General features: G+C 60.6%; 21 protein-coding genes. 10 read left to right on the top strand and 11 right to left on the bottom strand.

The annotated features are described in order from the left end of the window. Positions 1–53 precede the first annotated feature (53 nt). Positions 54–1,853, bottom strand: a complete 1,800-nt coding sequence (lepA, locus tag E8K79_RS00140) for a translation elongation factor 4 (RefSeq protein WP_135870460.1) — start codon at positions 1,851–1,853, stop codon at positions 54–56. Between the two features lie 234 nt (positions 1,854–2,087). On the opposite strand from lepA, the gene E8K79_RS00145 reads away from it, so the two are divergent. Further along, positions 2,088–3,383 carry an L-cysteine desulfidase family protein gene (locus tag E8K79_RS00145; RefSeq protein ID WP_136513935.1) on the top strand — a complete coding sequence of 432 codons (1,296 nt, stop codon included), beginning with the start codon at positions 2,088–2,090 and terminating at the stop codon, positions 3,381–3,383. An 83-nt stretch (positions 3,384–3,466) separates the two neighbouring features. Here the strand turns inward: E8K79_RS00145 and E8K79_RS00150 are convergent, their stop codons facing one another. Further along, a complete protein-coding gene (locus tag E8K79_RS00150; RefSeq protein WP_136512937.1) occupies positions 3,467–5,110 on the bottom strand; it encodes a methyl-accepting chemotaxis protein in 1,644 nt (547 codons plus the stop codon). A gap of 212 nt (positions 5,111–5,322) precedes the next feature. Between E8K79_RS00150 and E8K79_RS00155 the strand changes: the two genes are divergently transcribed. After that, positions 5,323–6,432 carry a putative NPN-dependent ornithine cyclodeaminase gene (locus E8K79_RS00155; protein ID WP_136512938.1) on the top strand — a complete coding sequence of 370 codons (1,110 nt, stop codon included), beginning with the start codon at positions 5,323–5,325 and terminating at the stop codon, positions 6,430–6,432. Between the two features lie 18 nt (positions 6,433–6,450). Further along, on the top strand, positions 6,451–7,341 hold the full coding sequence (rocF, locus tag E8K79_RS00160; RefSeq protein ID WP_135870304.1) for an arginase: 891 nt from the start codon (positions 6,451–6,453) through the stop codon (positions 7,339–7,341). 96 nt (positions 7,342–7,437) lie between these two features. On the opposite strand, the gene E8K79_RS00165 is transcribed toward rocF, so the two are convergent. The 8 genes from E8K79_RS00165 to rsmD form a co-directional block, all read right to left on the bottom strand. Next, positions 7,438–7,842: a hypothetical protein gene (locus E8K79_RS00165; protein WP_135870303.1), complete on the bottom strand. Its 405-nt coding sequence runs from the start codon at positions 7,840–7,842 to the stop codon at positions 7,438–7,440. A 55-nt stretch (positions 7,843–7,897) separates the two neighbouring features. After that, on the bottom strand, positions 7,898–8,164 hold the full coding sequence (locus E8K79_RS00170) for a hypothetical protein (RefSeq protein ID WP_162604567.1): 267 nt from the start codon (positions 8,162–8,164) through the stop codon (positions 7,898–7,900). Between the two features lie 247 nt (positions 8,165–8,411). Continuing rightward, entirely contained in the window at positions 8,412–8,954 is a 543-nt protein-coding gene (locus tag E8K79_RS00175; RefSeq protein WP_135870301.1) for a beta-class carbonic anhydrase, read from the bottom strand. 111 nt (positions 8,955–9,065) lie between these two features. Continuing rightward, complete coding sequence (locus E8K79_RS00180; protein WP_136512940.1) at positions 9,066–11,315, bottom strand: NADP-dependent malic enzyme; 2,250 nt, start codon at positions 11,313–11,315, stop codon at positions 9,066–9,068. 70 nt (positions 11,316–11,385) lie between these two features. Further along, entirely contained in the window at positions 11,386–11,949 is a 564-nt protein-coding gene (locus E8K79_RS00185) for a helix-turn-helix domain-containing protein (protein ID WP_129125840.1), read from the bottom strand. 313 nt (positions 11,950–12,262) lie between these two features. Then, the gene (locus tag E8K79_RS00190; protein ID WP_129125839.1) at positions 12,263–12,454 is read right to left on the bottom strand and encodes a DUF1858 domain-containing protein; all 192 of its coding nucleotides are present in this window, start codon (positions 12,452–12,454) and stop codon (positions 12,263–12,265) included. 102 nt (positions 12,455–12,556) lie between these two features. Further along, positions 12,557–13,048 (bottom strand): pantetheine-phosphate adenylyltransferase, encoded by a 492-nt coding sequence (gene coaD, locus E8K79_RS00195; protein ID WP_135870299.1) that lies wholly within the window; start codon positions 13,046–13,048, stop codon positions 12,557–12,559. After that, positions 13,039–13,620: a 16S rRNA (guanine(966)-N(2))-methyltransferase RsmD gene (gene rsmD, locus E8K79_RS00200; RefSeq protein WP_135870298.1), complete on the bottom strand. Its 582-nt coding sequence runs from the start codon at positions 13,618–13,620 to the stop codon at positions 13,039–13,041. The genes coaD and rsmD overlap by 10 nt, the downstream gene beginning before the upstream one ends. Positions 13,621–13,837: 217 nt before the next feature. On the opposite strand from rsmD, the gene E8K79_RS00205 reads away from it, so the two are divergent. From E8K79_RS00205 to E8K79_RS00215, 3 genes are all read left to right on the top strand, one after another. Further along, positions 13,838–14,986 (top strand): deoxyguanosinetriphosphate triphosphohydrolase, encoded by a 1,149-nt coding sequence (locus tag E8K79_RS00205; RefSeq protein WP_136512941.1) that lies wholly within the window; start codon positions 13,838–13,840, stop codon positions 14,984–14,986. A 218-nt stretch (positions 14,987–15,204) separates the two neighbouring features. Beyond that, entirely contained in the window at positions 15,205–18,018 is a 2,814-nt protein-coding gene (locus E8K79_RS00210; protein ID WP_136512942.1) for a PocR ligand-binding domain-containing protein, read from the top strand. A gap of 124 nt (positions 18,019–18,142) precedes the next feature. Then, positions 18,143–18,550: a bacteriohemerythrin gene (locus tag E8K79_RS00215; protein ID WP_162604568.1), complete on the top strand. Its 408-nt coding sequence runs from the start codon at positions 18,143–18,145 to the stop codon at positions 18,548–18,550. 72 nt (positions 18,551–18,622) lie between these two features. Here E8K79_RS00215 and yhbY read toward each other — a convergent pair whose 3' ends face one another. Then, positions 18,623–18,919 (bottom strand): ribosome assembly RNA-binding protein YhbY, encoded by a 297-nt coding sequence (gene yhbY / locus E8K79_RS00220; protein WP_135870294.1) that lies wholly within the window; start codon positions 18,917–18,919, stop codon positions 18,623–18,625. A gap of 507 nt (positions 18,920–19,426) precedes the next feature. On the opposite strand from yhbY, the gene pyrR reads away from it, so the two are divergent. From pyrR to carA, 4 genes are all read left to right on the top strand, one after another. Next, positions 19,427–19,960, top strand: coding sequence for a bifunctional pyr operon transcriptional regulator/uracil phosphoribosyltransferase PyrR (pyrR, locus tag E8K79_RS00225; RefSeq protein WP_135870293.1), 534 nt, complete (start codon positions 19,427–19,429; stop codon positions 19,958–19,960). Positions 19,961–20,067: 107 nt separating this feature from the next. Continuing rightward, positions 20,068–21,000 (top strand): aspartate carbamoyltransferase catalytic subunit, encoded by a 933-nt coding sequence (locus tag E8K79_RS00230; protein WP_136512943.1) that lies wholly within the window; start codon positions 20,068–20,070, stop codon positions 20,998–21,000. Between the two features lie 170 nt (positions 21,001–21,170). Beyond that, positions 21,171–22,445, top strand: coding sequence for a dihydroorotase (locus E8K79_RS00235; RefSeq protein WP_136512944.1), 1,275 nt, complete (start codon positions 21,171–21,173; stop codon positions 22,443–22,445). Between the two features lie 190 nt (positions 22,446–22,635). Then, a complete protein-coding gene (carA, locus tag E8K79_RS00240; RefSeq protein ID WP_136512945.1) occupies positions 22,636–23,760 on the top strand; it encodes a glutamine-hydrolyzing carbamoyl-phosphate synthase small subunit in 1,125 nt (374 codons plus the stop codon). Positions 23,761–23,765 lie beyond the last annotated feature (5 nt).

The following is a 23,765-nucleotide window of genomic DNA, read 5'->3' on the forward strand; positions in this document are numbered from 1 at the left end:
TGCTGTTGCTTCCTTTTTGGATGATGGGAGGGCGTAAAACGTCCTCTTCGTGGCTACCCTTCGACTTTCAGGATGGCGAGGAACGCCTCTTGCGGCAGCTCCACGTTCCCGACGTTCTTCATGCGCTTCTTGCCTTCCTTCTGCTTCTCCAAAAGTTTCCGCTTCCTCGTGATGTCGCCGCCGTAGCACTTGGCGAGAACGTCCTTTCTCATCGCCTTGACCGTCTCGCGGGCGATGACCTTGGTCCCGACCGCGGCCTGGATGGCAATCTCGAACATCTGGCGCGGGATCAGTTCCTTCATCTTGGAGACGAGTTCCTTGCCGCGGTAGTAGGCCTTGTCCTTGTGTATGATGAGCGAGAGCGCGTCCACCACCTCGCCGTTGATCATGATGTTCAGGCGCTGCAGCTCGCTCTGGCGGTAGTTCAGGAGCTCGTAGTCGAGCGACGCGTAACCCTTGGTGATCGATTTCAGGCGGTCGTAGAAGTCGAGCACCACCTCGTTCAGCGGCAGTTCGTACACGACCATGACGCGGGTGGGCGTCAGGTACTTGATCTCGCGCTGCACGCCGCGCTTCTCCTCGCAAAGGGCGAGGATCCCACCCACGAACTCGTTCGGGACGTGGATCGAGGCGAGGATGAAGGGCTCCTCGACGTAGGCGATCTCCTGGGTCGGCGGGAGCTGGTTTGCACTCTGGATGCTGATCATGCTCCCGTCCGTCATGTGCACGCGGTACACGACGGTAGGTGCCGTGGTGATGAGCTCCAGGTTGAACTCGCGCTCCAGGCGCTCCTGGATGATCTCCATGTGCAAGAGACCGAGGAAGCCGCAGCGGAAGCCGAAGCCAAGTGCCAGCGAGGTCTCCGGGTCGTAGGAGAAGGAGGAGTCGTTCAGCTTGAGCTTGGCGAGCGCGTCGCGCAGGTTCTCGTACTGGGCAGTGTCGATGGGGTAGAGCCCCGAGAACACCATCGGCTTCACTTCCTTGTAGCCGGGGAGTGCCGCGTCGCAGGGGTTGTGCAAAAGGGTGACCGTGTCGCCTACCTTGGCGTCGGCGACCTCGCGGATCCCCGCGATGATGAAGCCTACCTCGCCTGCGGTGAGCGCCGGGGTCTCGCGCATGTCCGGGGCGAAGACGCCGGCCTTCAGCACCTCGTAGGACTTGCGGTTCGACATGAGCTGGATCTTGTCACCCTTCTTCAGGGTTCCGTCCACGATGCGCACCAGGATGATGACGCCTTGGTACTGGTCGTACCAGGAGTCGAAGAGAAGCGCCTTCAGCGGCTTGCCCGGGTCACCCTGCGGCGGCGGGATCTTCTTGACGATCTCCTCGAGGATATCCTTGGTGCCGATCCCCTCCTTGGCGCTCGCGAGCACGGCGTCGTGGGTGTCGAGTCCGATGATCTCCTCGATCTCCGCCTTCACCCGTTCCGGCTCGGCGGCGGGGAGGTCGATCTTGTTCAGGACGACGAACACCTCGAGGTTGGCGTCGAGTGCCAGGTAGACGTTGGCGAGCGTCTGCGCCTCCACCCCCTGCGACGCGTCCACGACGAGGAGTCCCCCTTCGCAGGCGGTCAGGGAGCGGGAGACCTCGTAGGTGAAGTCAACGTGGCCCGGGGTGTCGATCAGGTTGAGAATGTAATCCTTGCCGTCATCGGCACGGTAGTTGAGCCGGACGGTCTGTGCCTTGATGGTGATGCCGCGTTCGCGTTCCAGGTCCATCTTGTCCAGGAACTGGTCCTGCTTTTCACGGGAGGATACGGTGCCGGTGAATTCGAGGAGGCGGTCGGCGATGGTCGACTTGCCATGGTCGATGTGGGCGATGATGGAAAAGTTGCGGATGTGCTCGATTACCATATGGTCCTTTATCACGCGGAGATTAACTCATGAAGGATATAGAAGCGACCCGTAATTGTAAAGGGATTTCTGGTTCGCTAACCTTTGCCTGTTGGTCATATTTCCACACTCACTGTGTGGAAATGTTTTGCTTTTCCACCGCTGCTGAAGGTATAAAAGTGCCGTCGCGAAAACGTAGTTGTCATGCCGTTCGGCGCAGGCGTTGCGGCCATGAAACGAGTCGTGGGAGGGGATATGGGGATGTACCGTGAGGTGATCGAGCATGAGGTTTTTCCGGCGCTTGGGTGTACCGAGCCGATTGCCGTGGCTTACGCCGCGAGCCTTGCCGCCGCACAGCTGGAGGGAGAACTGGCACGGGTAGCGGTGCTCGCCGACCCAGGCGTCTTCAAAAACGGCTTCGCGGTCACCGTGCCTGAGACCGGCGGGCTCAAGGGAAACGTCATCGCCGCGGCACTCGGGGCGCTCGTCGCCCGCCCTGAACTCAAGATGGAGATACTCTCCGGCGCCACCAAGGAACTGCTGCGACAGGCGAAGCTCCTCGTGGAGCGGGGCGAGGTCTCCGTCTCTCTCGCCGGAAAGGAGGGGGGGCTGCACATCGATGTCACCGTCCACCGGGGGGGAGGCGTGGCGCGCGCCGTGCTCTCCGGCGGCCACACGAACCTTGTACGGTTGGAGCGCGACGGGGAGGTCCTCGTACAGGTCGAGCGCGACTCGGCTGGGGAGGAGAACCACCGCTACCGCGCCGAACTGAAGGAGATGACCCTCTCCGGCCTCATATCCCTGCTCGACGAGGTGAATGAAGAAGACCTCGCCTACCTTAAGCGCGGCGTGGAGATGAACCTGCGCATAGCGGAGGCGGGGAAGGCGCTCACCAAGGTGGGGTATTACGTCGAGGAACTGGTGCGCAAGGGCTTTCTACTCTCCGACGTTGTCTCTTCGAGCAAGATCCTCACCGCTTCCGCATCGGACGCCCGCATGGCCGGGCTTTCCTTTCCGGTCATGTCCAGCGGCGGTAGCGGCAACCAGGGGATCGTGGCGATCCTCGTCCCCTATAACGTGGGGCTCTTCTTCCGGATCCCTGAAGAGACCATCCTCAAGAGCATCGCCCTGTCGCACCTGGTTAACGCCTACATCAAGTGCCACACCGGGGACTTAGCGCCCATCTGCGGTTGTGCCATCGCGGCGGGCGTCGGCGCGGCCGTTGCCATCGTCTACCAGCAGGCGGGTGCGGACATAGAGAAGATGAACCTCGCGGTGAACACCATCATAAGCGACATCGGCGGTATGCTCTGCGACGGGGCGAAGGGGGGCTGTGCCCTGAAGGTGGTGAGTTCGACCGACGCCTCGATACGTGCCGCCTATATGGCCCTGTCCGGGCACGGCATAACCGAGGAGGAGGGTTTCGTGGGTGCGAGCGCCGAAGAGACCATCCGTAACCTAAGCCGGATCACCGACGACGGCATGTCCCAGGCCGACGACACCATGTTGAGTATCATGCTGGAAAAGAGGCGCGGGGCCCCGCGAGGGTAAAGAAAAGGCGGCCCGCGCTTTCGCGCCGGCCGCCTTCGTGTCGTCGTCTTCCGCCTGGGCGGTGGTTTCCCTGGGTAAGCCGATCAGGCGAGCCTAAACTGCCCCACCAGGCGCTGCAGGTCCTGCGAGAGTCCGGCCAGATGGCTCGCCGCGGTTGCGCAGGTCTGGGCGCCCCTCGAGGTGTCCTGCACTACTTCAGTGATCTGCAGGATGTTGTTAGTGATCTCGCCGGTGGTGGCGGTCTGCTCCTCGGCAGCGGTGGCGATTTGGTTCACCTGCTCGGTTACCTCGCTGATCTGCCGCAGGATCTCCTCAAGCGATTGCCCCGATTTCGATGCCTCCCTGGTTCCGCTTTCCACCTCGCGAACCCCTTCCTCCATGGCGGAAACCGCCGCCTTGGTCTCGGACTGGATCGACTTGATCATCTCGCCGATCTCGCGGGTGGCGCGGGTGGTACGCTCAGCAAGTGCCCGCACCTCGTCGGCCACGACGGCGAAACCACGTCCCTGTTCACCGGCGCGTGCCGCTTCGATGGCGGCGTTGAGCGCAAGCAGATTCGTCTGGTCGGCGATGTCCTCGATGGTGCCTATGATGGCGCCGATCTGGTCGCTCCGTTCGCCGAGCCCCTCGACGGTGGAGGCGGAGGCCTTCACTTGGGTGGCGATGCGGTTCATGACCTGCACGGTCTGCTCAACGACCATTCTGCCGTCCCGCGCGCGGCCGGTCGCCTCCTCGCCACCGGTCGCAGCCCTGTGGCAGCTCTGTGCGATCTCGGAGGAGGTTGCCGCCATCTCTTCGCTGGCCGTCGCCACTGTGCCGGTCTGGGCCGCCACTTCTTCTGCGCCAGTCGCGATCTGTTCGGACGTGGAGTGCAGCTGGTTCGCCGCCGCAGCGACCTCGTGGGAATTCTCGACGACCTTGCTCAGCGTGTCGTTAAGCTTCCCGGCCATCTCGTTCACTTCCGCGGCCAGCATCCCCATCTCGTCCCGGGTATCGATGTTGGAGCGGGCGGTCAGGTCGCCCGCCGCCACCTGTGCCAGGGTGTCAAAGACCTTTTTTAGCGGCACGCTGATCGAGTTCGCGATCAGGTACCCCACCAGTGCCATGAACAGTGCTGCCACGAGGGCCAGCACCACGAGGAAGACCTGTGAGGCGTGGTAACCGGCGAGGTCCTTTTTGTATGTGTCCACCGCCTCCTTGGAGTTGAAGGCGACGAGGTCGGAGACAGCGGCGGCCGGGCTCTTGTAAAGCGGGGCTACCGATTCGGTGGCGAACTTTACCGTCGCCCTGCGTGCCTCGACGTTACCCAGGGAATCCTGACTCATCTGCTGCAACTTGCTCCCCTGGACGAGGTACTGCTCGTACCCCTGTTTGAAGAGTTGGATCAGCTCTTTCTCCTTGGGCTCCAGGTTGAACTTCTGGAACTTGGCCTGCCCCTCCTCGATGCTCTTCTTGCGTTGCGCAAGGTCGTCGGCTTTTTCCTTTATGAGCGCCGGGTCTTCCAGCAGCATCATGTAAACCAGGTCCAGCCTGATGGCGAGCAGGTCGTTTTTCAGGTTGTTGATGATCTCGACCTGGCTTACAGAGTCGCTCATGTCGTGTTCATTGCCCGCCATAACCTTCATCTTCTGCAGTCCGGCGCCGACGATGGCTAACAGGGTGACGACGGCGATGGTGACCAGTACTAGACACTTTGTTTTTACTTTCAGGTCCATCCAGAATTTCATGCTTGGCTCCTTCATGCTGTCTGGTTAATGTTCTGTAGCGGCAGCATCTCCACATAATGGTCTAATCGGCGCTTCGTCTGAATACTTGAATGTATTGGCGATTAGTATTGTTTAAGCAGGGGGGCAGGCGGCAGCCGTTGTAACTGCAGGATGGCATGCTACAGTTTCCGCTGGCAGCGGCCTGCCTAAATGAGAGTGAAGGAGCGTGCATTATGTCAGATAGAAGTGGCGTTATCCCTTCCTACACCCCGCCGGATTTCCGTCGTCCGAAGCTCGCTGCGGCACCAGCAGCGAAGGTGGTTCCCGCACCTGCGGACGGCGTCCTGCCGGAGAATTTCCACGCCACCTCGAACCACCCGGAATACGTGCATCTGGGGGGAGGTGAGTGGCTTCTTGCTCCGGAAAGCCGCATGGACTGCGTCATCGTCCTCGCCGGAAGACGTCTCGAGGTGGTCGAGCCACGCCGGGTAAAAAAGGGAGACCAGGTGTTGGTGGGGCGGAGCGAGAACGGCGAGGAGGGTATCTATCTGCACATCGGGGGATTTCTGAACCTATCAGAGCCTTTCGCAGACAAGTTCTCCTTCAGAAGCCGGGGGACCCGTGAGACCCCGTTCTCCCGCTCTTACGACGAGCTGTACCAGGTGCTGCGTCACGACCGGGATCACGGTTACATCGTTTGGGTGCTGGGACCGGCGGTCGCCTTCGACATGGATTCGCGCAACGCCATGCAGGGGCTCTTCGAGGCGGGATACTGCCACGCCCTTCTTGCCGGCAACGCTCTCGCCACCCATGACCTCGAGGCGGCCCACTTCCGCACCGGTCTCGGGCAGAACATATACACCCAGGCCATCATGCCGATGGGGCACTACAACCACCTCGACATCATCAACCAGGCGCGCATGGCCGGAGGGATCCCCCAGTTGATCGACAAGCTGAGGCTTGACGACGGGGTCATGTGCGCCTGCGCGCGGAAGGGGATACCTTACGTCCTCGCCGGCTCGATACGCGACGACGGCCCTCTTCCCGGGGTGATCCAGGACGCGTACCAGGCCCAGGATGCCATGCGGGTGCATGCCCGCAAGGCGACCACCGTGCTCGCCATCGCGACGCAGCTCCACTCCATCGCCTTCGGCAACATGGTGCCCAGCTACCGTGTCGAGGCGGACGGATCGGTGCGCCCGGTCTACTTCTACGTGGTGGACATGACCGAATTTTCCGTGGACAAGCTGGCAAACCGGGGCTCGGCGCAGGCGGTAGGGCTTTTGACCAACGCGCAGGACTTCGTCGTAAACCTCTGGAACCACCTGAAAAAGCAGGGATAGCCTGTAAAAGGAATGATGATGGAGAACAGCGTCAGGATGATAGGGGTCCCGGTTGACCTGGGACAGGAACAGCGCGGCGTGGACCTGGGGCCTGGTGCGCTTCGCTATGCCGGACTCGCGGCGCGCCTCTCGGGGCTTGGGTATCTGGTCGAGGACATGGGGAACCTGCCGGTTCCGGTCAGGGACGTCCTCGGCGCGGAGCGGGAGCAGCGTTACCTCCCCTCGATCACGGCGGTGTGCGAGACCGTCTACCGGGCGGGGGCGAGCGCCGTGGCGCAGGGGTATCTTCCCATTTTCATGGGGGGGGACCATTCCATGTCGGTCGGGTCCATAGGCGGGGTCACCGACGAGCATCCCGCCGCGGTGATATGGGTGGACGCACACGCCGATTTCAACACGCCGCAAAGTACCATAACAGGCAACATCCACGGCATGGCGCTCGCCGCACTCTTGGGTGAGGGGTTCCCCGAGCTGGTCGACGTGGGACGCCCCGGCCCCAAGCTGCACGCCTCCGACATCGTCATCATAGGGCTTCGGGAGCTCGATCCGCAGGAAAGGGTGCGCCTGCGCGAAAGCGGCATCATGGCCTACACCATGCGTGACATCGATGAACGCGGCATGGCGGCGGTGGCGCGCGAGGCGCTGGGAAGGCTTGCCCACAGGACGCGGCTGCACGTGAGCCTCGACCTGGACGGGCTTGATCCCCTCGAGGTGCCCGGGGTGGGGACAACGGCACCCGGCGGCATCACCTATCGGGAGGCGCAGCTGTTGATGGAGATCATCGCCGACTCCGGCCTTTTGAGCTCGATGGATATCGTCGAGATCAACCCGATCCTTGACAACAGTAACCGCACCGCGAAAATCGCCGTCGAGCTTGCCGCCTCGGCCTTCGGCGCGGCAATCCTGTAAAGCGCCGCTCTTTTACTTTGCGCCAAAAAAGAAAAGCCTGTCCGCAGCGGACAGGCTTTTTTTCGTTCAATCGCTGGGCGGCTTATCCGGGGTGGATCAGCTCTTAGGTGGAGCCTGTTGCGGTGCGATATCGTGGTGTTTCACGACCTTCAGCTTTCTCGCCACGAAGACGTAGCCTGCCGGGAGTTTCTGGAACTTGCCGCTCGCCTTTATTTCATCGCCGATCACCGGCTGCTCCCCGCCGGGGCACTTCACCGGGATGTAGAGTTTCTCGCAGCCGGTTTTGCACTCCGCCTCCTTGGTATCCATGATGCCGATCACGGACTTGTCGTACTGGGAGGAGCCGGCCATAACGCCGGTGATGGTGATGGTGCCGGTGTGCGTTTTCGGGCTACCCACTTCGTTTACCCCGATCGTCTTTCCCTCGAATACCTTTACCATCATGAAGATCAAGGCCGCTCCGAGGAGGACCGATATTGCGGTGATTGCTACCTTTTGCATGCTTTTCTCCTGAGTAAATTGGTTGCGCGCGCGCCGAAGCGATGCTCCGTAGGTTTCAGGCCGCCTCGGGTGGGTAGTCTATGCTGCGCACAAAGGAGCTCAGGGGATGCCGCTTCGGCGGGAGCAGGGGGAGGGGAGCCGCGTCAACGGTAACGCGGGCGACGGAGATGGAAGTCTGCAGGATCATGGTGATGCAGGCGAAACAGTGACAGTCGGGCGAGGCGCCGTGCCCTGCACCTGGGACGGGGTGGTCGTCGCAGCCGTTGTCGAGGCAGGAGATGCCAGGGGCCTGTTGCGCCATGGCGGCCGCGGTGGCCGTCAAGCCGCTCAGGGTCAAAACAGAGACCATCAGTATTAAGATGGCAGCTATGCGGAGTGTTCCTCGTTTCACGCCGAACACTTTATGAAGTTTTATCTTATTTTGCAAGCTCAAAACTGGCACGTTCAGTCGTGAAAACCGCGCCTTTCCGGCTCTTTGTGTATGCACGCCTGGGTGGGTGCCGACAAAAAGAAAAGACCCGCACCCCTCAGAGAGAGCGGGCCTTTTGAGTCGGTCACCGTTGTCAGGCTCAGTAACCGGAGACGATGACTTCCAGGTGCCCGTCGTTCGGGCAGAAGATAAGGCCGTGCACCGGTACGTCCTTCGGGATGAGGGGGCTGTTGCGGATGATCGAGGTGACCCGCTCCACGTTTTCTTCCGGGCAGCTGAAGGCGCCCACCCACTGGCCGAGATCCGGGTCGAGGCCTTCGATGGCGGCGGGATCGACACCGCGCTCCACCATCTTCTGCTTGAGCAGGTCCACGTCCACCGACGCCATGCCGCAATCCTTGTGGCCGATCACGAAGATCTCCTCGACGCCTAAGAGGAACACGGCCGCTACGAGGCTGCGGATCACGCCGCCGTTGGGGTCGACCAGGGTATTGCCTGCGTTCTTGATCACCTTGGCGTCGCCGCGCTTGATTCCCATGGCGGGTTCGAGGAAATCGACGAGCCTCGTGTCCATGCAGGTGAATATGGCCAGCTGTTTCTTGGGATCTTTTGGAAGGGGGGGGAACGCGCCAGGTCTGACGAACTTATTGTTGTTGTCGAGAACTTTTTGGAGAAGAGACATTGGTTTCGGTTCCTTGGTTGTCGTTTGTGCAAAACACTTTTCTAAGCCCAAAGTCCCTGCAAGTCAAGGAAAAGAGACCCCCGCCCGGTATACGGGCGGGGGCGTACGTGTCTAGACGTTCTGCACATCGACCACGGCGATGGCGGCCATGTTGACGACATCGTTCACGTCGTCGCCGCGCTGCAGCACGTGCACCGGCTTGTTCATCCCCATAAGGATGGGGCCGATCGCCTCGGCGCCTCCCAGGCGGCGCAAAAGCTTGTAACAGATGTTGCCGGAGTTTAAGTCCGGGAAGATGAGCACGTTCGCCGGTGTCTTCAGTTTGGAGAAGGTGAATCCGTCGAGGAGCTCGGGGACCACCGCGGTGTCCGCCTGCATCTCACCCTCGACGATCAGGCTGGGGGCGCGCTCCTTGACGAGTTCGACGGCGCGCTTCACCTTTCTCGTCTGCGGGTGGTCCACCGAGCCGAAGTTCGAGAAGGAAAGCATGGCGATTCTCGGCTCGATGCCGAGCATGGCGACCTTCTCTGCGGCGAGAATGGCTGTCTCGGCGAGCTCCTCTGCGGTCGGGTCGATGGTTACCGTGGTGTCTGCCAGGAAGTAGACCTCCTTCTTGAACACCATCATGTACAGGCCGTGCACGCTGGAGAGACCGGCCTGCTTGCCGAGCACCTGCAGCGCCGGGCGGATCGTCTCCGGGTAATGCGTGTCGATGCCGCCCAAAAGGGTGTCGGCGTGCCCCTGCGCCACCATCATGGTCGCGAACTGGACTCGCGACTTTCTGCGCATGATGCGCTGGCACTCGGTGAGGGTGAGTCCCTTTCTCTGGCGCCGGCGGTAGAGCTCCTGCGCGTACGACTCGGTGTGCTCCGACTCGGTCGGATCGACGATCGGTACGTCCAGGTCGAGGTTCAGCTCGTCCATCTTCTGCAGGATCTTCTTTTTGTCTCCGACGAGGATCGGCTGCGCGATTCCCTCCTCGACGAGGGTCTGGGCCGCACGCAGGATCTTCTCGTTGTCACCCTCGGGGAAGACGACCTTCTTCGGGTCGCTCTTCGCCTTGTTGATGATCATGCGCATGACCTCTTTGGATTTGCCCTGCGAGCACTCGAGTTGCTCGATGTACTTGGCCATATCCTCTATCGGCTGGCGTGCGACGCCGGTGTCCATGGCCGCCTGGGCGATCGCCGGTGCCACGTGCAAAAGGACGCGCGGATCGAAGGGCTTCGGGATGATGTAGTTGACCCCGAAGGTGAACTTCTCGTTGCCGTAGGCCTTGGATACGGAATCGGGCACTTCCTCGCGGGTAAGCTTCGCAAGCGCATGCACGGCGGCCAGCTTCATCTCCTCGTTGATCGCGGTGGCACGGACGTCGAGGGCGCCGCGGAAGATGAAGGGGAAGCCGAGCACGTTGTTCACCTGGTTCGGGTAGTCGCTTCTGCCGGTCGCCATGATGACGTCGCCGCGCACGGCGTGCGCCTCTTCCGGGGTGATCTCCGGGTCCGGGTTCGCCATGGCGAAGATGATCGGATTTGGCGCCATGCTGCGGATCATCTCGGGGGTGAAGGCGCCTTTGGCGGAGAGCCCGAAAAGGACGTCGGCCCCGGCCGCGGCCTCTTCGAGGGTGCGGAAAGGCGTGTCGGCCGCGAAGAGCTCCTTGTAGGGGTTCATCCCCTCGACCCGCCCCTTGTAGATGACACCCTTGGTGTCGCACATGATCATGTTGTTCGGTTTCACGCCGAGCGCTATGGCGAGCTTCGCGCATGAGTTCGCCGAGGCGCCCGCCCCGTTCACCACGATCCTGATCTCCTCGATCTTCTTGCCGGTCAGCTGCAGCGCGTTCAGAAGGGCCGCGGAGGAGATGATGGCGGTGCCGTGCTGGTCGTCATGGAAGACCGGGATGTTCATGGTCTTTTTGAGCGTCTCCTCGATGTAGAAGCACTCCGGCGCCTTGATGTCCTCGAGGTTTATGCCGCCGAAGGTGGGCTCCAAAAGCTGGCACGCCTTGATGATCTCGTCCGGGTTCTCCGTGTTCAGCTCGATGTCGAAGACGTCGATGTCGGCGAAGCGCTTGAAGAGGACACCTTTCCCCTCCATGACCGGCTTGCCGGCGAGAGCGCCCAGGTTACCGAGCCCGAGCACCGCGGTGCCGTTGGACACCACCGCGACCAGGTTCCCCTTGGCGGTGTATTTGTAGGCGTCATCCGGATTCTGCTGAATGGCGAGGCAGGGCTCGGCGACCCCGGGAGAGTAGGCTAGCGACAGGTCCGCCGCGGTCTGGCACGGTTTGGTGGCGATGACTTCGATCTTGCCCTTCCTGCCGCTGGAGTGATAGTCCAGTGCCCCTAACTTTTTGCTCATGTAAGTCCTCCTTTGACCCATTGGGTGAGCGGCTGCCCGCCATTGAAACGGTCTGCTTCCGGTTATGCCTCTACTTGGTGACCACGACCAGCACCTTGACCTCCTTGCCGTCGTGGCTTAGGAGCCGGTGTCCCATGCTCGATTCGAAGTAGAGGGAATCCCCCTCGTGCAGGGTGATCTTGTTGTCGTCCAGGATGAAGTCGGCGTTTCCCCGCATGACGTAGATGAATTCCTCGCCGTCGTGGCTGTAGGTGTTCGCCTCGGGCGCCTTTTCGGTCAGGGTGACCATGAAGGCGTCCATCTTCTTGTTTTGTTTGTAAAAGGAGAGCGATTCGTAGAAGTACCCCTGCTTGGTACCCTCCTTGGAGATGACGCGCGGGACGATGTGGCGTTCGCCGGCGCGGACGACCTCGAACTTGCGGTCGTCCTCGTCCTCGCTGAAAAGCTGCGCAAGCTTGATGTCGAAGAACTTGGCGATCTTGGAGAGCGTGGCGATCGGCGGGGAGACGTTATCGTTCTCGATCTGCGATATGAGTGCCGGCGAGAACCCCGTCTCCGTGGCCACCGCCTGCAGGGTCAGTTTTCTCGCAAGGCGGAGTTTCTTCAGTCGCGGACCGATGTTGTATTCTGACATTCGCCGTTCCTCTGCATAATAATCCAGCGTTTTACTTCGGCTAAAATTATTCAGTTTTGGTAAAAAGTCAATTCAATAATGAACTGGTAGGTAAATTTAATCTTTCGGCTAAGGTTGCGTCGATACTGGAGCGGGCGACATTATGGCATCACAATGTAGGTGGTGTCTAGGGGAGAAGTGGTGTTTACCGGGATTTAAAATGATGTTTATTGAAGGTGAACAGGTGAAGTGTGGAAGCGCCGGATATGACGAGGCGGAGATCCTCCGCCTCCTCTTGGGTGGCTAGCGGTGTCGTCGCGAAGCGAGGCGGGACTTAGGAGATGCAGCGGTTCAATTCGGCGAGCAGTGCGTCCAGGTTCACCTTGTGCACCGTCGCACCATGTTCGAGCTGCTCGAACTCGGCGATCTGGCAGTCGTAGCAGTCCAGGCCGTAGCGTTCGAAGACGGGAAGGGTCTGCGGGTAGCGTCTGAGGATGTCGCTGATGGTCATCTCCTTGCTGATCATGTTTTCCTCCCGATGGTCCTTGGCTCGTTGAAAGCCTGGTAATAAAAAAGGCGCCGCTCAACGCAAACGCCTCTTATCAGTGTATCGCAGCCGCCCTCCCGGTCACCGCGCCGGCCTGAACTTCTCGTCCAGGGCGTTTTTCACCAGGGGCGGCACCAGCTTGTCCACCGGGCCGTTCAGGTGGCTCACCTCTTTCACGATGGAGGAGGAGAGGTAGCTGTAAGGGACCGAGGTCATCATGAAGAGGGTCTCCACCTCGCGGGTGATGTTGCGGTTCATCTGGGCCAGCTGGAATTCGAACTCGAAGTCGGAGACGGCGCGCAGGCCACGGATGACCACGGTGGCGCCCGCTTGGCGCACGTAGTCGACGAGGAGTCCTTCGAAGGTTTCCACCCTTGCCTGGGGGCGGTCCTTGAGGATCTCGGTGAGCATGTCGATCCGCTCCTGCACGGTGAAGAGCGCGTTCTTCTCGGAATTGCGGGCGACGGCGACGATTACGCCGTCGAAGATCTTGAGGGCCCGGTCGATGATGTCCAGGTGCCCGTAGGTCACGGGATCGAAGGAACCGGGATAGACAGCTACTCTCAGGGGCACGTTTCACCTCTGTCTGTAATGGTCAGGAAGGAGAGGGCGGTGTCGCCGTAGATGCGGCGCTCGCTCTCCTTTAGCCTGCCGAAGCGCGTGGGTACATCCTCTTTTACCGAGAATTCGGCGATGACCGTGGTGCCGCCGTCGACGACCGGCGACTGCGCGAGCAGCTCCAAAAGCCTCTGCGTGTGTCCCTCGCCGTATGGGGGGTCGAGAAACACGAGGTGGAACGGGGGCTCCCCGCGCGAGAGCCACTTGAGCGCGGCGCCTGCCTCCTGCACCACGACCCTCGCGTGCTCCGCAAGCCTCGTCAGCTCCAGGTTCTTGCGGACCAGTTCCGCGGACTCGCGGTGCGCATCGACGAAAAGGGCGAACTCCGCGCCTCGGGAGAGCGCCTCGATGCCCAGGTTTCCGGTGCCGGCGAAGAGGTCTAGAACCCGCATCCCGGTCAGGTCGCCAAGGCGGCTTACGAGGATGCTGAAAAGCGCCTCCTTCACCCGGTCCGCGGTCGGCCGCACCCGCATGTTCTTGGGCGCTGTCAGCTGGCGCCCGCGCGCGCTCCCTGCGATCACCCGCATGAGGACCACCACAGGTCTTGATACATCATGGCCTCTCCTTTGGGCGTTTTCGTCGTACGGCTTACCTTTGATCCGGACGTTTCTTCCGGTTCTGACAGTACGTCGCACGCAGCTCTATTAGCACGATGCAACCACCGCGTCAATCAACTTTGCTGTTGACAGTGTCGGCGACCAGTATATAAATTACGTACTTTTAGCTGATTCAGCAGGGGGGCGGATGAGAGACGGCATTGCCATGGAGCGCACCGATCTGGCCAGTTACGCGGCCACGAGCGCCACATCCCGAGGGCGGCGCTACCAGGAGGAGTTCAGGGACAACCGTCCCGCCTTCGAGAGGGACCGCGACCGCATCATTCACTGCGCGGCGTTCCGTCGTCTGGAGTACAAGACCCAGGTCTTCGTGAACCACGAGGGGGACTATTACCGCACCCGGCTCACCCATTCCCTCGAGGTGGCCCAGATAGGGAAGGGGATTGCCAGAAGGCTCGGTCTCAACGAGGAGCTGACCGAGACCCTGGCGCTTGCCCATGACCTCGGGCACACCCCCTTCGGCCACACCGGCGAGGAGGTGCTGAACCGGCTCATGGAGGGGTGCGGCGGCTTCGAGCACAACCTGCAGTCGCTTAGGGTGGTCGACGAGCTCGAGGAACGCCATCCGGGCTTCAACGGGCTGAACCTTTCCTGGGAGGTGCGCGAGGGGATCGTGAAGCACTCCTCGCAGTACGACACCCCCTGCGCGACCTATGCCGAGTTTCTTCCCGGCGTGGTACCCGCCATCGAGGCGCAGCTCATCAACTTCGCCGACGAAATCGCATATAACAACCACGACATAGACGACGGATTGAAGTCCGGTTACATCAACCTGAACCAGTTGAAGAAGGTCGATCTCTGGAACGAGGTGCACGAGCGGATCCTCGAGAAGTACCCATCCATCGACGTCGAACGCGGTGTCTGCCAGACGGTGAGCGCGCTCATCGGCGTTCTCATCCTCGACCTCGTCGAGACCACCGCGCAGAACATCGAGAAGCTCGGGATAAGGACCCAGGAGGACCTGCGCCGCGTGAACCTCCAGGTGGTCTCCTTCAGCCCCGCCATGGCCGAAAGAAACGCGGCGCTCAAGCGCTTTTTGTTCCAGAACCTCTACCGCCACTACAAGGTGGAGCGGATGCGGGTGAAGGCAGAGCGTTACCTGGCCGAGCTGTTCGAGGTCTACCTGAAGCACCCGACGCTTCTTCCCCAGAAGCACCAGGTGAAGATGGAGCGGGAAGGGCGCGAGCGGGTCATCTGCGACTACATAGCAGGCATGACCGATCGCTTCGCCCTTGACGAGTTCAAAAGGCTCTTCGAACCCTACGAGCGAGTCTGACTCTATACCTACGCTTGCAGGCAGCGCTCCCCGTGTCAAAGGGGAGCGCTGCCGCCTCTCCTGCCTCTCTTTTCACATCCACGCGCCCCGCTGTGACAGTAAAAAAATCACGTTCCTACAGAGACATAGCCTTGCAAACCGCAACGATTGTGTCACATTCTTTTCAAGATCCACACTCTCCTTCACACTGTCCTTCCTTTTGAGCATGGAGGTGGCCGATGGACTACTCTCTTAAAGAGTTGCTTGACGTCCCGAGGTTGCACGAACTGCTCCGTTCCTTCAACGAAATATACCACATGCCTTCCGCGGTCATCGATGTGGACGGCACGGTCCTTACCTCTACCGCCTGGCAGGACATCTGCAAAAGGTTCCACCGGATGATCCCGGAGCTGCGCAAATTTTGCGTTGAGGAGCAGCAGCGGGCGAAGGCTCCCGCCAGGGCAGGTCGGCACGTAACACACCGCTGCCCGATGGGGCTTGTGGATGTGGCTGCGCCGATCGTCGTTGACGGACACCATCTTGGCGATGTTTTCGTCGGACAGCTCTTCACCGAACCGCCGGACGAGGAGCGTTTCATCGAACAGGCGCGCCGCTATGGTTTCGACGAGATCGATTACCTCGAAGCGATACGCACCGTTCCGCTTTTTACCGAAGCGGATCTGCACAGCAACCTGACCTTCATCCATGCCTTGGCGCAGATGCTGGCCGAGCAGGGGATGCAGAACCTGCGCCGCAAGGAGGTTCAGGACGCACTGCACCGCAGCGACCTCAAGTTTCGCTCCGTCATCGAATCAGCTCCCATACCGATCGCCATGAACGACGGCAGCGGGAAGATCCTTTACCTGAACCGATGCTTCAGTGACCTATTCGGCTATACGGTCGAGGATGTCCCCACCGTAGAGCAGTGGTGGCCCCGCGCCTATCCCGACCTCGACTACCGCAACACGGTGGCGTCGGCGTGGGAACGGGAACTTCATGAAGCCCGGACAACCGGCCGTCCTTTCGCCCCGATCGAGGCGAGGATCGTCTGCAAGGACGGCGCCACGCGCACCGCGCTCTGCAGCGCCATCTGGCTTCCGGAAAGCTTCACCGGTACCAGCGTGGTTTTTCTGTACGACCTGACCGAGCGCAAGAAAATGGAGGAACAGCTCACCCAGAGCGAGGAGAATTATCGCTGCATCTCAGAGATCACCTCCGACTTCGTCTACAAGTGTTCCCGGATGGGCGACGCACCCTACAGTGTAACCTGGGCTGGAGGCGGACTAAAGGTCATGTCGGGCTACAGTCCCCGGGAGATCTGCGAGGTCGGCTGTTGGATGGGTACGGTGCATCCCGACGATCGGGAACGGGTCATGGCGCACATGATGGCGATGCTTCCGGGCGAGCAGGATGTCATAGAATTCCGGATGATCAGCAAGGAGGGGGAGGTGCGCTGGATCTCCGAGACGAGCCTTTGTGTCGCCGGGAAGGCGGCAGGCGAGCTGGTACGCTACGGCGCGTCGAGGGACGTGACCGAGATGAAGAAGGTCGAGGCGAAGCTCGAGATGATCCGGATCAGCGTCGACGCCGCGTCCGACGCCATATACTGGATCCGCGGGGACGGCCGTATCATAGACGTCAACCCCGCCGCATGTCGCAGCGTCGGGTACACCCGCGAAGAAATTATGGGGATGCGGGTATGGGATCTCGACATCCAGCATAAGGAGGACGCCTGGCTCAAGCACTTCGAGGAGTTGCGCACTCGGGGCACCATAGTTTTCGAATCCAGACATAGAACCAAGGGTGGCGGCACTGTGCCTATCGAGGTTGTGGCAAACTACGTTCACTTCGATCACCAGGAACTCAACTGCGCCTTCGTCCGTGACATCGCCGAACGCAAGCAGGCGGAGCGGGAGCGGCAAAGGCTTCAGGCCCAGAAGCTCGAGAGCCTGGGGACCCTGGCCGGTGGCGTCGCTCACGACTTCAACAACATCCTCACCTCCATCATCGGCAACGCCGACCTCGCGATGATGCAGCTTTCCCCCGAATCTCCCGTGCTTGGAAACCTGCAACGCATCGAAAAATCGGCCGAGAAGGCTGCCGATCTGGCCAGGCAGATGCTGGCGTACTCGGGCAAAGGGAAGTTCCTCGTACAGTCACTGGACCTCTCCAGGCTGATCGAAGAGATGGAGGGAGCCATCAGGGACGCCGTGCCGGAGCCGGTGCAACTGCGTTATCAACTGGCCACGTCGCTCCCCCCCGTCGACGCGGACCCTGGCCAGATCCGCCAGGTTGTCATGAACCTCGTGTGCAACGCCGCCGAAGCGATAGGGGATAGGGAAGGGGTGATCGAGCTTTCCACCGGGGCCCAGCACTGTGACGGCGGCTTTTTCCGGGATGCATGGCCCGTGCACCCGGGAGGCGAAGGGCGCTACGTTTTCATCGGTGTCTCCGATAACGGCTGCGGCATGGACCAGGACACCGCGGGTCGGATATTCGATCCCTTCTTCAGCACCAAGTTCACCGGCAGGGGCTTGGGGATGGCCGCGGTGATGGGGATCGTCAGGGGGCACCGGGGCGGCATCAAGGTGCTCAGCGACCCAGGCGTGGGAACCACGATACGCGTCTTTCTTCCAGCCGCGCAGGAAAGCCCCAAGGTCGTAGAAGCTGCCGGGGGGACAGGGCTTTGGCAGGGACACGGGCGCGTGCTGCTGGTGGACGACGAGGACGAGGTGCGCAGCGTGGGGGGCGAACTCCTGAAAGCGCTCGGCTTCACCGTCGTCACCGCTGCCGACGGTGAGGAGGCGGTACAGCGTTTCAGCGAGAGCCGTGATTTCAGCTTCGTCATCCTCGATCTGACCATGCCGCGCATGGATGGGGAGCAGTGTTACCGCGCGTTGCACTCCATCGATCCTGTGGTGAAGGTGATTATAGCCAGCGGTTACAGTGAGCAGGAGGTGGCAAGGAAGTTTACCGGCGCAGCGGTGACCGGTTTTGTACAGAAGCCATACCGCCTTGCAACGCTGCGCGACGCGGTGCGGAAACTTCAGTGAGACTCAAATGTCGACGAGGTGTACTTTCTGTGTAAACGCTTCAACGGTGAGAGTGCGCTTGAACCTCTTAGGAAATATGGTATCTAAAGCCATCTGAGAATTCCTACTTACAGAGGTGATGGCAATGGCGTATTTCGAGTGGACCGACTCACTGAGTGTGAAAGTGAAGGAGATCGACGAGCAGCACAAAAAACTTGTCGATATGTTGAACGCCCTGCATGACGCGCACATCGCGCGCGTGGGGAAGGAGGCGCAGAAGGAGATCATCTCAAGCATGGTCAGCTACGCAAGAACTCACTTCGACGCCGAGGAGGAGTACATGCGCAAGCTGCAGTATCCGGCTCTCGCGGAGCACAAGGAAGAGCACGCCGCATTCGCGGAGAAGGCGCTCGAACTGCAGGCGAGGGTCGACAACGCAGGACTCATCTTCACCGCGGAAATTCTCGAATTCCTCAAACGCTGGCTGCAGGATCACATCCAGGGGACGGACATGAAGTACTCCTCCCATTTCAACGCCTGCGGTGTCTGCTGACCTTTTACCGGCCAGACAAAAAAGCCTCCCTGCCGGAGCGGGGAGGCTTTTTATTGTCCTTGTGGTTGGCCGCTACTTCCCTTTGGGAAGTTCCAACTTCGGCTCCTTTGCCGGCTTGTAAAGGAGCATGGTGCGCCCGAGCACCTGGGCGAGCTCGGCCTCACAGGCGGTGCACAGCTCCTCCGCAACGCTATGGCGGTCCATGAGGCAGCTCTCCAGCACCTTTACCTTGATGAGCTCGTGGGCGGCGAGCGCCTCGCAGGTTTCGCGGATCAGCGCCTCGCTCACGTCACTCTTGCCCACCTGTATCACCGGTTTCAGCCCGTGTCCGAGTGCCCGGAGAAATCTCTTCTGTTTTCCTGTCAACATCACGTCTTCCTTTGTCCTCGATGCGCTATACCGCTCTTTGCGGCTGCCATGAGTCAATAAATTCCCATACGGTCCGAGCCTTATAGCATTTTGCCACGACTATGGCAAGGGCAGGGGAGGACACCCCGGAAGCATTATTACAGAGGAGACGGAGGTTTTCAGATTCAACGGAGTAAGCTGCCGTTATCGGCCTTCTCTGTGGCCCCTCTATAACCTCCTCGGTTGCCGCTTTATCGTGCGACATTTATTGTCAAATCTTAATCTAAATCTTTATGCTTTACCTCCTCTTTTCCTTGACTCTGCGGACCCTCGATGCTACTTTGTCACAAATTTATCGTTGCCTTTTAAATTAGCCCCGTGAGGTTAGCAAAGGTGAAGCATAAAGTACTCTTTTACTATCTAAAGGAAGAGCCTTTTCGCCCACCTGCGCGGAAAGGCTTTTTTTAATTACGCGCCCCGGCGCAACACTTTCACGACAGGCGCTTACGCCGATGACAGGGGGTTATTATGGCTGAAAACACTGTGATACTGGACGGCACCGGCGTAAAAAGGGCGCTCACCAGGATAGCCCACGAGGTGCTGGAAAAGAACAAAGGGGTCGAAGGGCTCGTGCTGGTCGGCATCAGGACCGGCGGCGTATATCTCGCTCAGGAACTAGGTGACCGCTTGAACGAAATCGAGGGGGTCGAAGTCCCCGTCGGTGCCGTGGACATCACCATGTACCGCGACGACATAAAGGGGCACCACGAGCACCTGCCGGTCGGCAAGACCGAGCTCCCCTTCTCCGTGGAAGGGAAAAGGGTCGTGCTCGTTGACGACGTCCTCTTCACCGGCCGCACCATAAGGGCCGCCATGGACGCCATCATCGACCAGGGGCGTCCCTCCTGCATCCAGTTGGCCGTGCTGGTGGACCGCGGGCACCGCGATCTGCCGATTCGCGCCGACTTCGTCGGCCGCAACGTGCCGACCAGCCGCAGCGAGAACATCATGGTTGCTTTCGACGCCGACAACAAGCCGACCGAAGTCATCCTGCAGAAGTAACTGTTTGCTCCCCCGCAATGGGGGAGGGAGCTTTTTTGTGATTGTCTGATCGTTTCAACGCGCCTCGCACGGTGCATGGCGTAAAACTTGTTTCTTGGGGGGGGACCATGGGTTTTCGGCACAAAGACATCATTGCCCTGAAGGATCTGAACAAAGAGGAGATTGAGCTGCTCCTCGACACGGCGGACAGTCTCAGCGAGATCAACCGTCGGGACATCAAGAAGGTGCCGACCTTGCGCGGCAAGACCGTGATCAACCTCTTCTACGAGGCTTCCACCAGGACCCGCACCTCCTTCGAGATCGCCGCGAAAAGACTCTCCGCCGACGCCGTGAACATCACCGCGTCGACCAGTTCCGTCACCAAGGGTGAGACCCTTTCCGACACCGCAAACAACCTCCTCGCCATGAAGCCCGACATCATCGTAATGCGCCACTCCATCTCCGGCGCGCACGAGTACCTCGCCAAAAGGGTCTCCTGCTCCGTGATCAACGCGGGCGACGGCGCGCATGAGCACCCCTCCCAGGGGCTTTTGGACATGCTCACCATGCGTCAGAAGTTCGGCAAGCTCGAGGGGCTCAAGGTAGCCATCGTAGGCGACATCACGCACAGCCGCGTCGCACGCTCCGACATCTACGGGCTCACCACCATGGGCGCCCATGTTTTCCTCGCCGGTCCCCCGACCATGATGCCGATCGGCATCGAGCGGCTTGGCAACGTCACCGTCTGCAAGGACATGCGCGAGGCGGTCGACCAGGCCGACGTCGTGATGATGCTGAGGATCCAGCTGGAGCGTCAGGGGAAAACCCTGCTTCCCAGCATGCGCGAGTACGCCCGTTATTTCGGTTTAAACCCTGCCGTGCTTGCTCTTGCGAAGAAGGACGCCATCGTCATACATCCAGGCCCGATCAACCGCGGCGTTGAGCTCTCCTCCTTCGTCGCCGACTGCGACCAGTCGCACATCCTGAAGCAGGTGGAAAACGGCGTAGCGGTCCGTATGGCCATGCTGTATCACGTCTGCGGCGGCGAGCCCGTCGAATAGAACCGAGAGGACGTTCAACGTTCAACGTTCGACGTTAGGCTTTAGTCGAACCGGATGTTGAATCTTAACTTTCCTGGAATGAAGCAGCCGTTCCGCTTTGGATGCTACGGGCAGGGCGGCATCTTGAACGTTGAACGTTGAACCTTGAACGGGTTTAGGAGGGTATAAAGATGAATCTTCTGATAAAAGGCGGGCGGGTGATCGATCCTTCGCAGGGGATCGACGAGACCATGGACATCCTCATCGCGGACGGCGTCATCCTGGAACTGGGCAAGGGGCTCGGCTCCCCGGAAGGGTTCCAGGTGATCGACGCTTCCGGCCTCCTGGTGACCCCGGGACTAATCGACATGCACGTGCACCTACGCGATCCGGGCCTTGAGTACAAAGAGGACATCGCCACCGGCAGCCGCGCCGCTGCAGCCGGCGGTTTCACCTCGGTTGCCTGCATGCCGAACACCTCTCCGGTAATCGACAACAAGGCGGTGGCAAGCTACGTGGTCAACAAGGCCAAGAGCGAAGCACTGGTGAACGTGTTCCCGGTCGGTGCCATCACCAAGGGAAGCAAGGGTGAGAGCCTGGCCGAGATGGGCGACCTGAAAGAGGCCGGCTGCGTCGCGGTTTCCGACGACGGCAAGCCGGTTTGCAGCACCGAACTCATGCGCCGCGCCCTCGAGTACGCAAAAGGGGTCGGCATCACCGTGATCTCCCACTCCGAGGACCTCGCCCTGGTCGGTGAAGGGGTGATGAACGAAGGGTTCGTTTCCACCGAGCTCGGCCTCAAGGGGATCCCCTGGGCTGCCGAAGACATCGCAGTGGCCCGCGAGGTGTACCTGGCCGAGTTCGCCGGCGCACCGGTCCACATAGCACACATCTCCACCGAAGGCTCAGCGCGCATCATCAGAAACGCCAAGGTGCGCGGCGTGAAGGTCACCTGCGAGACGGCGCCGCACTACTTCACCCTGACCGATGAGGCGGTGCGCGGCTACAACACCAACGCCAAGATGAACCCGCCCCTGAGAAGCGACGCCGACGTCGCCGCGATGAAGGCCGGTCTTGCCGACGGCACCATCGATGCCATCGCGACCGACCATGCGCCGCATCACCTGGACGAGAAGGACGTCGAATTCAACCTCGCGCTGAACGGTATCATCGGCCTTGAGACCTCGCTGCCGCTCTCCCTGAAACTCGTCGATGAGGGGGTGCTGGACCTTGAAGGGCTCATTTCGGTAATGTCGTGCAACCCAGCCAAAATCCTCGGTGTTGATCGCGGCACACTTAGGGCTGGTGCGGTGGCCGATGTCACCATCATCGATCCGGCGAAAGAGTGGGAAGTTGATGCGGCAAAGCTTGAGAGCAAGTCTAAAAACTCCCCGTTCATCGGCTGGAAGATGAAAGGCAAGGCGGTGTACACCGTCGTCAAGGGACAGGTGGTGTACCAGGCGTAACATCGCTCCACACTCCTCCCCCTGGCGTGGGGAGGTCGGGATGGGGAAGCTGGTTGGAAGGAGATGCTGCGCATCCCCCTCCCTGTCCCTCCCCCTCCGGGGGCGGGAACCAGATTCCACCGGAAGAGACCATAGAGAAGATACGCGCCTCTTGGCGCGGCAGAAATATAACGGATTCGGGAGAAGATACATGAAAGCAGTACTGGCTCTGGCGGACGGCCGGATTTTCAAAGGGAAGGCCTTCGGCGCAACGGGCGAAACAAGCGGCGAGGTGGTGTTCAACACCGCCATGTCCGGCTACCAGGAAGTGCTCACCGACCCCTCGTACCGGGGGCAGATGGTCACCATGACCTACACCCAGATCGGCAACACCGGGATCAACCCCGAGGACATCGAGAGCAACCAGCTCTACCTCTCCGGCTTCATCGTCCGCGAGTACCTCGACTGCTACTCGAACTACCGCGCCACCATGAGCCTCGATGCCTACCTGAAGGAAAACGGTGTGGTCGGCATCCAGGGGATCGATACCCGCGCGCTCACCCGGCACCTGCGCGACAAGGGCGCCCAGAACGGCATCATCTCCACCGTCGACTTCGACCCGGAGAGCCTGGTAAAAAAGGCGCGCGCCATTCCGTCCATGTCCGGACTCGATCTCGCCACCGGCGTTACCTGCGAGAAGCCCTACCACTGGACCCAGGGGCTTTGGGACCTGCAGACAGGATACCCCGAGGTGGACCGCAAGGATCTCAAGTACAAGGTGGTCGCCTATGACTTCGGCATCAAGCTGAACATCCTGCGCTGCCTGGTTTCTGCCGGCTGCGACGTGACCGTTGTGCCTGCTACCTTCCCGGCCGAGTCGGCACTCGCCATGAACCCGGACGGCATCTTCCTCTCCAACGGCCCTGGCGACCCGGAGCCGATGAAGGAAGTAATCGAGAACATCAAGAAGTTCGTGGGCAAGAAGCCGATCTTCGGCATCTGTCTCGGCCACCAGCTGCTCGGCCTGGCCCTTGGCGGGCGCACCATCAAGCTCAAGTTCGGCAACCACGGCTCCAACCTCCCGGTCATGGACATGGCGACCAAAAAGGTTGAGATCACCGCGCAGAACCACGGCTTCTCGGTCGACATCCTCTCGCTGCAGAACGTGGCAGGGCTCGCCCACGAGAACCTGAACGACCAGACCGTCGAAGGGATGGCGCACAAGACGCTCCCGATCTTCTCGGTGCAGCATCACCCCGAGGCGTCCCCCGGACCGCACGACTCTCACTACCTGTTCAACAGGTTCGTGGAGCTCATGGAGAAGCATAAGGCGTAGAAGGA

Source organism: Geomonas edaphica (assembly GCF_004917075.1).
Lineage (GTDB): Bacteria > Desulfobacterota > Desulfuromonadia > Geobacterales > Geobacteraceae > Geomonas > Geomonas edaphica.

What these genes read in the sequence shown, in the direction of transcription:
- yhbY (WP_135870294.1), bottom strand. Translation starts at nt 18,919, where the DNA reads ATGTTGACAGGAAAACAGAAGAGATTTCTCCGGGCACTCGGACACGGG.
- E8K79_RS00145 (WP_136513935.1), top strand. Translation starts at nt 2,088, where the DNA reads ATGGGGATGTACCGTGAGGTGATCGAGCATGAGGTTTTTCCGGCGCTT.
- lepA (WP_135870460.1), bottom strand. Translation starts at nt 1,853, where the DNA reads ATGGTAATCGAGCACATCCGCAACTTTTCCATCATCGCCCACATCGAC.
- E8K79_RS00230 (WP_136512943.1), top strand. Translation starts at nt 20,068, where the DNA reads ATGGGTTTTCGGCACAAAGACATCATTGCCCTGAAGGATCTGAACAAA.
- E8K79_RS00190 (WP_129125839.1), bottom strand. Translation starts at nt 12,454, where the DNA reads ATGATCAGCAAGGAGATGACCATCAGCGACATCCTCAGACGCTACCCG.
- carA (WP_136512945.1), top strand. Translation starts at nt 22,636, where the DNA reads ATGAAAGCAGTACTGGCTCTGGCGGACGGCCGGATTTTCAAAGGGAAG.
- E8K79_RS00150 (WP_136512937.1), bottom strand. Translation starts at nt 5,110, where the DNA reads ATGAAATTCTGGATGGACCTGAAAGTAAAAACAAAGTGTCTAGTACTG.
- E8K79_RS00185 (WP_129125840.1), bottom strand. Translation starts at nt 11,949, where the DNA reads ATGTCAGAATACAACATCGGTCCGCGACTGAAGAAACTCCGCCTTGCG.
- E8K79_RS00215 (WP_162604568.1), top strand. Translation starts at nt 18,143, where the DNA reads ATGGCGTATTTCGAGTGGACCGACTCACTGAGTGTGAAAGTGAAGGAG.
- E8K79_RS00175 (WP_135870301.1), bottom strand. Translation starts at nt 8,954, where the DNA reads ATGTCTCTTCTCCAAAAAGTTCTCGACAACAACAATAAGTTCGTCAGA.
- E8K79_RS00235 (WP_136512944.1), top strand. Translation starts at nt 21,171, where the DNA reads ATGAATCTTCTGATAAAAGGCGGGCGGGTGATCGATCCTTCGCAGGGG.
- pyrR (WP_135870293.1), top strand. Translation starts at nt 19,427, where the DNA reads ATGGCTGAAAACACTGTGATACTGGACGGCACCGGCGTAAAAAGGGCG.
- E8K79_RS00205 (WP_136512941.1), top strand. Translation starts at nt 13,838, where the DNA reads ATGAGAGACGGCATTGCCATGGAGCGCACCGATCTGGCCAGTTACGCG.
- E8K79_RS00165 (WP_135870303.1), bottom strand. Translation starts at nt 7,842, where the DNA reads ATGCAAAAGGTAGCAATCACCGCAATATCGGTCCTCCTCGGAGCGGCC.
- E8K79_RS00155 (WP_136512938.1), top strand. Translation starts at nt 5,323, where the DNA reads ATGTCAGATAGAAGTGGCGTTATCCCTTCCTACACCCCGCCGGATTTC.
- E8K79_RS00180 (WP_136512940.1), bottom strand. Translation starts at nt 11,315, where the DNA reads ATGAGCAAAAAGTTAGGGGCACTGGACTATCACTCCAGCGGCAGGAAG.
- E8K79_RS00210 (WP_136512942.1), top strand. Translation starts at nt 15,205, where the DNA reads ATGGACTACTCTCTTAAAGAGTTGCTTGACGTCCCGAGGTTGCACGAA.
- rsmD (WP_135870298.1), bottom strand. Translation starts at nt 13,620, where the DNA reads ATGCGGGTGATCGCAGGGAGCGCGCGCGGGCGCCAGCTGACAGCGCCC.
- rocF (WP_135870304.1), top strand. Translation starts at nt 6,451, where the DNA reads ATGGAGAACAGCGTCAGGATGATAGGGGTCCCGGTTGACCTGGGACAG.